This window comes from Kribbella sp. CA-253562, from assembly GCF_050942265.1.
Lineage (GTDB): Bacteria > Actinomycetota > Actinomycetes > Propionibacteriales > Kribbellaceae > Kribbella.
In genome coordinates this window covers 2,497,277-2,509,238 of the sequence record NZ_CP192049.1, presented here as the reverse complement: position 1 = coordinate 2,509,238, position 11,962 = coordinate 2,497,277, and the positions used below count along the sequence as shown (strand labels likewise).

General features: G+C 69.5%; 11 protein-coding genes and 1 tRNA gene. 6 read left to right on the top strand and 6 right to left on the bottom strand.

What is annotated here, in order from left to right; translation table 11 throughout:
- The first annotated feature begins 321 nt into the window (after window positions 1-321).
- Window positions 322-525 (top strand): cold-shock protein, encoded by a 204-nt coding sequence (locus ACQPXM_RS12100; RefSeq protein ID WP_012919747.1) that lies wholly within the window; start codon window positions 322-324, stop codon window positions 523-525.
- A 76-nt stretch (window positions 526-601) separates the two neighbouring features.
- Here the strand turns inward: ACQPXM_RS12100 and ACQPXM_RS12095 are convergent, their stop codons facing one another.
- On the bottom strand, window positions 602-1,204 hold the full coding sequence (locus ACQPXM_RS12095) for a GNAT family N-acetyltransferase (protein ID WP_432947853.1): 603 nt from the start codon (window positions 1,202-1,204) through the stop codon (window positions 602-604).
- 47 nt (window positions 1,205-1,251) lie between these two features.
- Here ACQPXM_RS12095 and ACQPXM_RS12090 point away from each other — a divergent pair, with 47 nt between their 5' ends.
- The 4 genes from ACQPXM_RS12090 to ACQPXM_RS12075 all read left to right on the top strand — a co-directional run bounded on the left by ACQPXM_RS12090 (window position 1,252) and on the right by ACQPXM_RS12075 (window position 3,865).
- Window positions 1,252-2,169: a class I SAM-dependent methyltransferase gene (locus tag ACQPXM_RS12090; protein WP_432947852.1), complete on the top strand. Its 918-nt coding sequence runs from the start codon at window positions 1,252-1,254 to the stop codon at window positions 2,167-2,169.
- A gap of 90 nt (window positions 2,170-2,259) precedes the next feature.
- A complete protein-coding gene (gene orn, locus ACQPXM_RS12085; RefSeq protein WP_432947850.1) occupies window positions 2,260-2,868 on the top strand; it encodes an oligoribonuclease in 609 nt (202 codons plus the stop codon).
- A gap of 46 nt (window positions 2,869-2,914) precedes the next feature.
- Window positions 2,915-2,987 (top strand) — tRNA-His (locus ACQPXM_RS12080).
- A 368-nt stretch (window positions 2,988-3,355) separates the two neighbouring features.
- Complete coding sequence (locus ACQPXM_RS12075) at window positions 3,356-3,865, top strand: hypothetical protein (RefSeq protein WP_432947848.1); 510 nt, start codon at window positions 3,356-3,358, stop codon at window positions 3,863-3,865.
- Between the two features lie 259 nt (window positions 3,866-4,124).
- Here the strand turns inward: ACQPXM_RS12075 and ACQPXM_RS12070 are convergent, their stop codons facing one another.
- From ACQPXM_RS12070 to ACQPXM_RS12050, 5 genes are all read right to left on the bottom strand, one after another.
- A complete protein-coding gene (locus ACQPXM_RS12070; RefSeq protein ID WP_432947846.1) occupies window positions 4,125-5,486 on the bottom strand; it encodes a Gfo/Idh/MocA family protein in 1,362 nt (453 codons plus the stop codon).
- Between the two features lie 22 nt (window positions 5,487-5,508).
- Window positions 5,509-7,500, bottom strand: a complete 1,992-nt coding sequence (locus ACQPXM_RS12065) for a hypothetical protein (protein ID WP_432947845.1) — start codon at window positions 7,498-7,500, stop codon at window positions 5,509-5,511.
- A 65-nt stretch (window positions 7,501-7,565) separates the two neighbouring features.
- The gene (locus tag ACQPXM_RS12060) at window positions 7,566-8,882 is read right to left on the bottom strand and encodes an ABC transporter substrate-binding protein (protein ID WP_432947843.1); all 1,317 of its coding nucleotides are present in this window, start codon (window positions 8,880-8,882) and stop codon (window positions 7,566-7,568) included.
- A 23-nt stretch (window positions 8,883-8,905) separates the two neighbouring features.
- Entirely contained in the window at window positions 8,906-9,784 is an 879-nt protein-coding gene (locus ACQPXM_RS12055; RefSeq protein WP_432947841.1) for a carbohydrate ABC transporter permease, read from the bottom strand.
- On the bottom strand, window positions 9,774-10,730 hold the full coding sequence (locus ACQPXM_RS12050; protein WP_432947839.1) for a carbohydrate ABC transporter permease: 957 nt from the start codon (window positions 10,728-10,730) through the stop codon (window positions 9,774-9,776). Before ACQPXM_RS12050 ends, ACQPXM_RS12055 begins: the two co-directional genes overlap by 11 nt.
- A gap of 181 nt (window positions 10,731-10,911) precedes the next feature.
- Here ACQPXM_RS12050 and ACQPXM_RS12045 point away from each other — a divergent pair, with 181 nt between their 5' ends.
- Window positions 10,912-11,925, top strand: coding sequence for a LacI family DNA-binding transcriptional regulator (locus tag ACQPXM_RS12045; RefSeq protein ID WP_432947837.1), 1,014 nt, complete (start codon window positions 10,912-10,914; stop codon window positions 11,923-11,925).
- Window positions 11,926-11,962 lie beyond the last annotated feature (37 nt).

Here is an 11,962-nt window from a genome sequence, read left to right as displayed (position 1 = left end):
GCGTTGCTGACCACGCAAGGGTGGGGGGCGGCGCTTTCAATTCGCTGTCAACGCACGCCGGGGCAACTGCGGGGGGTCGTGGTGACGAACCGGCCCGCGCCACGGCCCGGCGGCGCTCTGTACAGACAGTGAATTCGTGCTACCGTTTCTCTCGGTTGCAGTTTTGCAGTTCCACGTTCGTTCTTGAAACGCCCGCGGGAAGTGTGATCCGCAGGGCGTTTTTCTCATTTCCGGGCCACGGTCCGGGTGGGAGGGCTCGTTCGGCAACCCAGGTGCCGGCGACCGTCGGACCTGATACCCGCCCCACCAAAGGAGCAGATCATGGCTAGCGGAACAGTGAAGTGGTTCAACGGCGAAAAGGGCTTCGGCTTCATCTCGCAGGACGGCGGCGGCGCCGACGTGTTCGTGCACTACTCGGCGATCGCGACGGACGGCTTCCGGACCCTCGACGAGAACCAGAAGGTCGAGTTCGACCTCGCCCAGGGCCCCAAGGGCCCGCAGGCGGAGAACGTCCGCCCGGTCTGAACCCCACAGACGCAGCAGGCCCGCACCGATTCGTCGGAGCGGGCCTGTTCCGTTTCCAGGCCAGGCTGTTCCCTTTCTAGGCCGGGCCGCCGGCGGGCCCGGCTCGCGTCTCGGGTCGGCTCACCCAGAGCTCTTCCCCGTCAGCGTCCAGCTCGCCGGTCGCGCTGAGCCCTACCGCTCGCGCCACCGCCTGCGACGCGGCATGCCCGGGATGCACATGCGCCACGATCCGCAGGTCGCCGTTGCCGCTCGCTGCCCCGGCATCGCCCCGGACCGCACGCCCGGCCGAGTCGCCGACGACCGATCGCTCCACCGCCGGGCTCGAGTGGCGCAGCCACTCGGCCAACCCGATCGCCGCCTCCTTCGCGATTCCCTGGCCCTGCCAGTCTGCGCCGACCACCCACGCGATCTCCACCTCGTCGCCGGTCACCGTCGCCTGCACGTAGCCGACCAGTACGCCGTCCAGGCTGATCACCCAGTTGAGCCAGTGCTCCCCCGGCCGCCCGGATCCCGCGACCTGCCGGCGATACCGATCGGTCAACTGCTCGACCGACGGCGGCTCGCCACCGATGAACCCGTAGAGCTCGCGGGCCGACAACACCCCGGCCATCTCCCCGGCGTACTCGACCCTCAGCGGCAGCAACTCGAGCCGCTCAGTGGCGAACCTCGTCGCGATCATCGGCCCACCGTACGGCGTACCGGCGTGTGATCCGCGACACTGTCGGCATGACCGAGATCGACTGGGCCGCGCAGGCCGAGCACCTGCGGAAGACCGCCACCGACGAGGCCGACTGGAACGAACTGGTCGCCGGCGCCCTCGTCCGCCCCACCGACCAACTCGTCGTCGACGTCGGCTGCGGCGGAGGCGGCATGGCGAAGGCTCTCGCCGCCGCCGTGCCGGGAGCGACCGTCGTCGCGCTGGACGCCGACGAGGAGGTCCTACGCCAAGCCCGTGAACACACCGCCGGCCTGGTCCGCTGCGAAGTCGTTTCGATGGACGACGGACCCGAACCGCTGCGCGCGGCGATCGGCGCACCCGCCGACCTGGTCTGGGCGTCGGCGTCCGTCCACCACGCCGCTGACCAGCAAGCGGCCGTCAACGCCCTTGCGTCGCTACTGGCGCCCGGTGGACGACTCGCGCTCGCCGAGGGCGGCCTCCCGTCGCGCATGCTGCCCTGGGATCTCGGCCTCGGCGAGCCCGGGCTCGAGCTTCGGCTCGATCTGGCCCAGGACCGGTGGTTCGCCGAGATGCGTGCGGCGATTCCGGGGTCGGTGCCGATGCCGTACGGGTGGACCGACGCGCTGCGGAACGCCGGCCTGACCGAGGTCACGACCCAGAGCGTGCTCACCGAGAAGCCGGTGCCGTTGTCGGAACAGGACCGGGAGCGGGTCATCGAGCAGCTCCGGCTGCGGGTCGCCCGGTTGGATCCCGCCGAGCAGGACTCGGGTCACGGGCATGGTCACGGTCATGGGCATGGGCATGGGCATGGGCATGGGGATGTTGCCGAAATCACTCTCGACGCCGACGACCTCGCGACCTGGCGGCAACTGCTCGACGCCGACAGCCCGCACTACCTCGGCCGGCGTACCGATCTCGCGGCACTCTCGGTCCGCAGCATTCACCTCGGCACCGCTCCGCACTGACCGCCCCGCCCCACCGGACAACCCCGCCACGCCCGGCGATTCGGCTGCCGGGCGCGACGGCCGGACACGCTCGCCGTAAGGTGGTTCCTCATGAACGACCGGCTGGTGTGGATCGACTGCGAGATGACCGGCCTCGACCTGGCGGCCGACGCCCTGATCGAGGTGGCGGTGCTCGTCACCGACTACGAACTCAACGTCCTCGGCGACGGAATCGACCTGGTGATCGCACCACCACCCGGAGCCCTGGAACAGATGGGCGACTTCGTCCGCGAAATGCACACCGGCTCCGGCCTGCTCGACGAACTGCCCAACGGCATCCCGCTGGCCGACGCCGAACAGCAAGTGCTCGAGTTCATCCACGGCTACGTCAAAGAACCGCGCAAGGCCGCCCTGGCCGGCAACTCCGTCGGCACCGACCGGACCTTCCTCGTCCGCGACATGCCCAAGGTCGAAGCCCACCTGCACTACCGCAACGTCGACGTCAGCTCCATCAAGGAACTCGTCCGCCGCTGGTACCCGCGCGTCTACTACGCCACCCCCGCCAAGACCGGCAACCACCGCGCACTGGCCGACATCACCGAAAGCATCGCCGAACTGCGCTACTACCGGCAGACCGTCTTCGTGCCCCAACCAGGCCCCGACACCGACACCGCCCGGGCCGCCGCGAGCCTGGTCAGCACCCCGATTTCCGACAACTGACCATCATCGCTATGATTACCCAGCCGTCGCAGTCAGGGCGGCAATGGTGGGTGTAGCTCAGCTGGTAGAGCACCTGGTTGTGGTCCAGGTGGCCGCGGGTTCGAGTCCCGTCACTCACCCTCAGGCGAAGGCGACCTGTGTCCGCGGAGAGCGCGGACCGGGTCGCCTTCGGCGTTTTGTGCGGCTGCGCTGCGCTTGCCGCGAGCGGGGGCTCCGCCACCCGCACCCCCTTGCGCCTTCGCTTCGCTCGGCTCCGTGGCCGGCCACCGCGGATGGGCTTGCGCCTTCGCTTCGCTCGGCTCCGGGGCGGGGGTCGCCCTGTCGGGTTCTGCCTTCGCTTCGCACGGCTCCGGGGTGGCCGGCGCGGAAGGGGTGCGCCTTCCCTTCGCTCGGCTCCAGGGTTTGCCGGCGCGGATGAGTGCACCTTCGCTCGCTCGGCTCGCGTTTCTGCGGGGGTTGAGCCGGTGGGGCTGAGAAGATCTTCGGGATGAAATCGTCGGGCAGCGTGTGGTTCGTCTACGGGGTCGCCGTGGTGGTGACCTTTCTGATCGGGCTGCTCTCGTTCAGTGTCTTCGTGCTTTCGAAGGTCTTCGGCTCGTCCGAAGCCGATCCGGCTCCGCCAGCGCCCGACGTGACTCAAGCAGCACCGAGCGTCTCGCCGACGCCGGTCCCGAAAACCACCATCGCCAGGGTGTACGACGTACGGGCGGTGGCGGCTGACGATCGGCAGGTGGTGATCATCGTCGCGACGCCGGCGGGGTGCGCCCGTTCACTGCGCGCCACGACGTACGCCGAGGGGCCCGGTGCGGTCGCCGTTCGGGTCACTCAGCAGGCCTACCGGACTGGATGCACCTGGCAACGGAAGCCGGTGCTTGCCACCGCCGCTCGGCCACTCGACGACCGTTCGCTCATCGTCAACGGCGTTTTGTGGACCCCCACGGCGGAGGGCAACTACCAGCAGGCCCTTGCCGCGTCAGCCCGCACCAGCGGCAACTGAACGCCCGACTCCCACCACCGCCCACACCCGCCCCGGCGCCACCGCCCGAGTCCCGCCACCGCCGGCACCCGCCGCCCGACCCCCTCCACCGCCTGCACCCGCCCGGCGCCACCGCCCGCACACCCGCCGCGCGGCCACCCGCACAGGCCACCCCGGTGCACCACCACACGCGACCCTGTCGCACACCCATACCCGCCGGCACCACCCGCGCACCGACTCCCGCACACCACACCGCAGGTGTGGTGTGCGGGAGGTGCGGTCAGCGGTCGAGGGGTAGGCCGAAGTCCGTGATGTTGACCGGCAGACCCGTTTCCAACGAGCGGTTGGCGGCGATTCCCACCGCGACGCTGCGCAGGCCGTCGCGATAGCCGGCTCGGCGGTCGAGGGGGTCGGGGGTGCCGGTGGGGCGGAAGATGTCGTCGAGCAGGTGGTTGTCGCCGCCGCCGTGGGCGCCTTCGCCCTCGGGGATCGGGATCTCCTGGGCCGGCTCCCAGTGGCGTTGGAGGAGGATCCGTTCGCCTGCGGGGCGCGGGTTCGTCGTATCGCCGGTGGACGGGTCGTCGGGGTTGACGCTGGGGTCGACGGCTGGGCGGCCGACGACGCCGTTGGGGCCCTCGACGAAGCTGCGCTCTACGACGTCCAACTCCAGGCGGCCCTCGGTGCCGTTGATCGAGACGCGGTACCCCTCCCAGGGAGCGTGGGCGTTCAGCGAGTAGGTCAGGATCGCGCCTGAGCGGTAGGTGACGAGCAGGCCCATGTTGTCCTCGATGGTGATTCCGGGGCTGAAGACGTCCTGGTCGCGGATGTAGCCGTCGTCGGCCTCGGCGTCCAGGTAGAGGGCGCGGAGCTTCTCGTCGGCCGACAGGTCCAGGGCGAACGGGTCGGACGACAGTCCTGGGGATCCGGCCGAGCGGGCCGGGCGGTCGGTGAGGCCGCGCTCGGCGGCGTTCTTGTCGCCGTAGAAGCGCAGGCCGCCGGCCGCGGTCACCACCTCGGGCACGTCCGCGAGCCACCAGTTCACCAGGTCGAAGTGGTGGCTCGACTTGTGTACCAGCAGCCCGCCGGAGATCGCCTTCTCGCGGTGCCAGCGGCGGAAGTAATCGGCGCCGTGCACGGTGTCCAGCGCCCACTCGAAGTGGATCGACGTGACCTTGCCGATCGCCCCGGACGCGATCAGCCGCCGGACCTCGCTGTTGCGCGGCGAATACCGGTAGTTGAAGGTCACCACCAGATCCCCCGACGAACCCTCGACCGCGTCGACGATCGTCTTCGCCGGCTCGAGCGAGGTGGTCAGCGGCTTCTCGACGACCACGTCACAGCCGGCCTCGAGCGCCGCAGCGGCGTACCGGTGGTGGGTCGCGTCCGGCGACGTGACGACCACGACGTCCGGCCGCTGCTCCTCGAGCAACCGCCCGAAGTCGTCCGGCGCGTAGTGCGGCGGAGCGGCCCCACCCGCGGCCGTGACGACGCCGTCGTAGTAGGTCATCCGAGTCGGGTTGGTGTCGCACCAAGCCACCAGCGTCCCGACGTCGGCGTACGTCGTCGTGAGGGCGCCGACGTACATGCCGGCGCGCGAGCCGGTACCGACCACGGCGTAGCGGCGGTTCTGCGGAAGCGTCACGAGTCTCCTTGAGGTGGTGAGGTCAGGGCGAGCGAAGCAGTCCTTCGTGGCGCACGGTCCAGCCCGCGGGGAAGCCGGGGGCGGGACCGTCCGCACCGTGCCAGCCTGCCGCCATCAGCGCCACGGCGGCGAGCAGGCCGCCGTTACCGGGCAGGTAGAGCGGCAGCGACGGCGTCTGGCGGTTGTGGCCGTTCGGCAGGAAGTCGTTCTTGGTGGCCTTGAGCAACAACGCGTCGACGGCGGTGTCCGGCTCACCGAGGCGGGCAGCGGTCATCGCGATCGCCGGGTAGTCCCAGCCCCAGGTGCTCTCCCAATCCCAATCCCCCAGTACGCCGGCCAACGTGCGCCGCATGGTCGCGGGATTGATGTATCCGGTGTCCGGCACGAGCCCCAGCGCGTAGAGCATCGACGGGTGATCCGAGCGGATCGTCCACGGCTCACCGTCGATCGCGGCGTAGCGATCATCCCGAACGGGCGCGGGCACCAGACCGTCGGCGACCTCGGCCCAGCGCGGCTCCGGTGAGAGCCCCAGATACCCGCGCCACTCCTGAGCGACCAGCAGGCCCCACCGCCAGTACGCCAGCTCGAACGTCGGGTTCACGAGCTCGGTCCGGATCGCCGAGTACGACTCCTGCGCCGGGATCAGCGGCGGTCCGAGCTGGAATCCCCGCTCGGTCGGCACGGCGTACGACGCCATGAACTCCGCGCTCTCCAGCACGATCCGCCCGTACCGCTCGACCGCCTCCCGCGACCCCGTCCGCCGGATCAGCTCCGCGAGGTAGATCGGATGCGGCTGCTGCCAGACGAGGAACGGCCCGATGCTGCTCGGGCTCTCCCGCCCGTCCGGCGCGACCTGCTTCGGCCAGCGCACTCCGTCGTACCCCTGCAGCCGAGCCGTCTCCCGCGCCGCGGGCAAAATCCGCTCGTACCACCCCAGGCTGCGCTCAAGCAGCTCCGGCCTGCCCCACAAGGCGAAATGCGCGCCGTGCCACCAGTGCATCTCGAGGTGGAACCGCCCACGCCAGCTGTTGCACACCAGCCCGGTCTCCTGCGGCGGCAGCGAGCCCGCACAGTTGATCGCGGTCAGGTACTGCGACAGGACCACCCGCCGCTCCAGCTCAGGCGCGCGCGGGTCGCCTGACAACTCGACCGCCGCCCCAGACACCCAGAAGTCGGCCCACGATCGCCGGCAGCCGGCCTCGAGCTCCGCGAACCCCGCCGGCCCCTGACCCCGTTGCTCCGAGAAACCGACCCGCAATTCCAGCACGCCGGAGTCCGAGGTCAGCACGAACTCGTGCGCTCCCACTCGCTCGAGCCGCGCGTCCTCGGCACCGATCGCCACCCAGTACTGCGTGTCATCCAGGCACCGCTCGACCTGCCAGCCGCCGTCGGACTCGTGCACGGTCGTCGCGTGCGCCTCGGGCCGGCCCCAGTCAGCTCCGTTGCCCCAGGCACCTGATCCGTACGGGAAGGCGAACCGCACCCCAAGCCCGACGGCCAGCGCCGACGACTCGACCCTCACGGCGATGACGTCGTCGTCCGGCGCACAGAGCGTCCACACCCGCACCTCGTGCCCGTCGACCCTGAACGAACTCTCCACCACACCAGCCCAGAGGTCCAGCCGCTGCCGAGCGTCTTCGACCTCCGGCAAGACCTCTCCGTTCAGCACGAACCCGATCCGCCCGAGATCGAGCCGGTGCGGATTCGCCCGCAACCACTGCTCGGCGTCCGACTGCCCCGGCTCCTGCGTGGTCGCCAGGTCCATCTCGCCACCGAGGTCGACGTACGGCACCGGACCGGTTGGGGTCTGGTAGACCCGTCGCGTCTCGTCCAGCGCGTACCCGCCCGGGAAACTGTGCCATCCCCACTGCGACAGCGTCCCCAGCAACGTGCCCGGCGCCTCGTCGCTCGTCCGAGCCTCCACCGGGTACCGCTCGGGCCAGCTCTGCAGACCGGTCACGTCGACGGTGAAACAGAACTCCCCGTTGCCCACCGATACCGGGGATTCCGGCACGACGCCCACCACATGGACGTCGTGCCTTGCCACCAGGGCTCGCCGATCGATCGGCGCGTCTGCCGTCACCGAATCGCCGAGGTCAGCTCTTCGAGGAAGCGCTGGGCGCCCTGGGCGGGAGTCTGGCGGTTGAACAGGACCTCCGCGTTCGTCCGCTCGAGGATCTTCACGCTCTCGGTCGAACCGGTCGGCCCGATGATCAGCGCCGGTCCGACCTTCGGGGTGATCTGCGCGATGAAGTCCGCCGAGGCGCCCTCGTCCCTGGGCAGCGACGGCTTCACCGCGGCCAGCACCTCGGAGTTCGCCGGGATGCCCCGATTGGCCAGCGTGATCTTGCCTGCGGCCGGGTCGTTCACCAAGAAGTTCACCAGCTTGGCGGCCGCCTCCTGGTGCTTGGTGCGCGCGCTGATCGTGTAGATCTGCGACGCCTGCAGCCACATCCCCGGCTTGGTCGCCGTGCTCTCACCCGGGGCACGCATCAGCACCAGCTCCGTCCCCGATGCCTTGCGCAACGAACCGAGCTGGTTGGTCCAGTCCAGCTGCATGCCGGCCAGTCCGCGGCCCATCAGCGTCTGCTCCGGCGCCGGCTGCCCAGCCAGCTCCGAGGTCAGCGCGGCCGGCGGGGTGGCACCCGCGTCGCGCAGGGCGGTGGTCATCGTGAACCAGTCGGTCAGCGTCTTCTCGCTGATGCCGACCTTGCCCTCCTCGGTGTAGAGCGACTCGCCCCGCTGGCGCGCGTACAGGTCGAGCATGTCGGCGCTGGTCGGATCCTCGGCGCCGTACGTGCCCTTCGGCGAACCCTTCGCCACCTGCTCGGCGATCCGTCGGAAGTCGTCCCACGTCCAGGTGTCGTCGTCCGGCAACGGCACGCCGGCGGCCTTGAACACCTTCGGGTTGACGACCACGCCGAACGCGTTCACGCCGGTCGGTACGCCGTACTGCTTCCCGTCGAAGTTGCCGTTGGACAGCGCGGCCTGATCGATCTTGTCGGTCTTCAGCGTGTCCTTGACCTCGGCCAGGTCGAGCAGCGCGCCGCGGTCGCCGTACTCGCGCGGGTACGCGCCGCCGAGCGTGATCACGTCCGGGGCGTCGTTGGCGGCGACGCTGGTGGCGAGCTTGTCGAAGTACCCGTTGAAGTCGCCGTACTCCGGCTTGACCGTGATGCCCGGGTTGGCCGCCTGGAAGGCGTCGATCGCCTGCTGGGTGAGCTTGGCGCGGTCTTCGTTGCCCCACCAGGAGAACCGCAACGTGACGGGCGCGTTCGGGTCGTCGGAGCCGCTGCCGGAGTCACCGCCGCAGCCGGGCAGTGCGAGCAACAGACCAGCCAGTGCCAGCGCGGTGATCCGCCGGGCCGCACGGTACGTCGGCGCGTGGTGCTTCATGATCGTGTTCCTTTGTCCAGTGGTCATTTGAGCCCCGTCGTGGCGATCCCGCGGGTGAGGTAGCGCTGGCCGGCCAGGAAGAACCCGAAGATCGGCACCAGCGCGACGACCGACATCGCGAACAGCGGCCCCCACGAGGTGCCGCTCTGCGCGTCCATGAACGAGCGCAGCGCCACGGGCACCGTGTACTTGTCCGGGTCGGTGAGGAAGATCAGCTGGCTGAAGAAGTCGTTCCAGGTCCAGATGAACGTGAAGACCGCCGAGGTGGCCAGCGCCGGCAGACACAGCGGCATCACGATCCGGGCGTAGATCCGGAAGTGCCCGCAGCCGTCCAGCCGGGCCGCCTCGTCCAGCTCGCGCGGCAGCCCGCGGATGAACTGGACCATCAGGAACACGAAAAACGCGTCGTGGGCCAGGAACTTCGGCACCACCAGAGGCAGGATCGTGTTGATCCAGTCCAGCTTCGAGAACAGCACGTACTGCGGCACGATCAGCACATGGATCGGCAGCATGATCGTGCCGAGCATCAACGCGAACCACAGCTTCTTCAGCGGGAACTCCACCCGGGCGAACGCGTAGGCCGCCAGCGAGCAGGTCAGCAGGTTGCCGATGATCGCCAGTACGGCGATCACCGCCGAGTTCAGCAGGTAGTGCTGGAACGGGTGCGCCAGCGCCGTCCAGCCGTCGGTGTAGTTGTCGAACTGCACCTTGCTCGGCAGCAGCGACGGCTCGCGGAAGATCACCTCGGTCGGCTTGAACGAGCTCGACAGCAGCCACAGCAGCGGATAGAGCATCACGAAGCCGAACGCGATGATCATCAGGTGCTTCAGCAGGCCTTTGCCTCGCGGCTCCGTGCCGGGGGTGCGGCCTGCGCGGACCCGGGGCAGCGTCTCACTCGTCACCGTAGAACACCCATCGCTTGGCGAACAGGAAATTGATCGCGGTCAGGGCCGCGATGATGGCCAGCAGCAACCAGGCCATCGCCGACGCGTAGCCCATGTGGAAGGAGCCGAAGCCCTCGTCGTACAGGTAGAGCGTGTAGAGCAGCGTCGAGTCGGCCGGGCCGCCGGTGCCGCCGCTCACCACGAACGCCTGCGTGAAGCTCTGGAACGCGCCGATCACCTGCAGCACCAGGTTGAAGAAGATGATCGGGGTCAGCAGCGGCAGCGTGATGTGCACGAACGTCGTCCACCGCCCGGCGCCGTCGACGGCGGCCGCCTCGTAGTAAGACGCGGGGATCTGGCGCAGGCCGGCCAGGAAGATCACCATCGGCGCACCGAAGGTCCAGCCGTTCAGCAGGATCAGCGTGCCGAGCGCGAAGTCCGGGTGCGCGACCCAGCTCTGACCCTCGATGCCGAACTTCGCCAGGACGTCGTTGACCAGGCCCTCCTGGCCGAAGATCTGCCGCCACAGGATCGCGATCGAGACACTGCCGGCCAGCAGCGAGGGCAGGTAGAAGACCGAGCGGTAGAAGCCGAGGCCGCGGATGCCCTTGTTCAGCACGATCGCCAGGCCGAGCGCCAGCAGCAACTGCAGCGGCACCGAGATCAGCACGTACTGGAAGGTGACCAGCAGCGACTTGTGCAGCCGCCGGTCGCTCAGCATCTCCTGGAAGTTCGCCAGGCCGATCCACTCCGGCGGCTTGAGCAGCGAGTAGTCGGTGAAGGCCAGGTACAGCGACGCCAGGATCGGGCCGAGCGTGATCGCCACCAGGCCGATCAGCCACGGAGTCAGGAACAGGTAGCCGGTGACCGCGTCGCGGCGGCGTTGGCTGTACCGGTTGGGGTCGGGCCGGGACGGCGGCGGCGCACCGCCCACCTCCCGTGGCTCGCGGGTCAGGGTGCTCACGCGTCACCTCCTGGTCGAGTAACCGGTTTCTAGCAGGATCTCTTGAAACGTGTCAATAGTTCGTCAACGACCGCGAAAGGCGTTCGTTACAAGGGATTTATTGTCCACAGATTTCCGAGAGACCGGTCTCTCGGCCCGTGTATCGTGTAGCACGCAGCATCGTGCGAGTGGAGGATCAGCCGTGGTCGAACAGATGCGGTCGGCGAGCCCGACCATCCGGGCGGTCGCGCAGGTCGCGGGCGTGTCCCGGGCGACCGTGTCGCGGGTGATGAACGGACATTCCACCGTGGCGCCCGAGCTTGCCGAGCGGGTGCTGGCGGCGGCCCGCGCGCTGGACTACGCGCCGAGCCAGGTCGCCCGCAGCCTCGCGCTCGGCCGGACGGCCACGATCGCGCTGATCGTGCCCGACCTGTCGAACCCGATGTTCCAGGACGTGCTGCGCGGCCTCAGCCAGGCCGCCGGCGAGGACGGCCACCGTCTGCTGATCGCGGAGTCGAACGAGCACGTCGAGGACGAGGAGGTGCTCGCCCTCGAGGCCCGCCGGCGCTGCGACGGCGTGGTGCTCGCGTCGCCCAGACTGCCGACCGCCGACCTGGAGCGGATCGCTCCCCAGCTCGCACCCTTGGTGCTGATCAACCGCAAGCTGCCCGGCGTACCGTCGCTGTCGGTCGACTATGCGGCCGGCATCCGGGACCTGGTCGCCCACCTGCTCTCGCTCGGCCACCGCCGGATCGTCTACCTCGCCGGACCACCGGCCAGTACGTCGAACCGCGAGCGCCTGGACGCGTTGGTCGAGCTGTCGCGCGACGGCCGCGAGTTCGAGCTGTCGCAGGTGGCCTGCGGAGCCATGTTCGAGAACGGGCACGCCGTCGCGGGCGAGGTCGCCGCCAGTGGAGCGACCGCCGCCGTCGCTTTCAACGACATGGTCGCGTTCGGCGCGCTGAGCGGACTGCACGAGCTGGGCGTCTCGGTGCCCGGCCAGATCTCGATCACCGGGTTCGACGACATCCCGTTCGCCCGGTTCACCACCCCACCGCTCACCTCGGCCGCCGTCCCCAGGAACACGCTGGGCCGGCAAGCCTGGGAGCAGCTGCGGCTCCAGCTCGACGGCAACGACGGCGCCGGCCCGGCGGACTTCCGACCACGACTGCTCGTTCGCGGCAGCACCGGCCGCACGGCGGAGGGATCACGATGACCGGGCTCTTCGCCGAGGAGTTCCCGGACCATGCCCC

Excerpts from the sequence above, each read along its gene's own strand:
- ACQPXM_RS12100 (WP_012919747.1), top strand. The coding sequence starts at position 322 with ATGGCTAGCGGAACAGTGAAGTGGTTCAACGGCGAAAAGGGCTTCGGC.
- ACQPXM_RS12095 (WP_432947853.1), bottom strand. The coding sequence starts at position 1,204 with ATGATCGCGACGAGGTTCGCCACTGAGCGGCTCGAGTTGCTGCCGCTG.
- ACQPXM_RS12090 (WP_432947852.1), top strand. The coding sequence starts at position 1,252 with ATGACCGAGATCGACTGGGCCGCGCAGGCCGAGCACCTGCGGAAGACC.
- orn (WP_432947850.1), top strand. The coding sequence starts at position 2,260 with ATGAACGACCGGCTGGTGTGGATCGACTGCGAGATGACCGGCCTCGAC.
- ACQPXM_RS12075 (WP_432947848.1), top strand. The coding sequence starts at position 3,356 with ATGAAATCGTCGGGCAGCGTGTGGTTCGTCTACGGGGTCGCCGTGGTG.
- ACQPXM_RS12060 (WP_432947843.1), bottom strand. The coding sequence starts at position 8,882 with ATGAAGCACCACGCGCCGACGTACCGTGCGGCCCGGCGGATCACCGCG.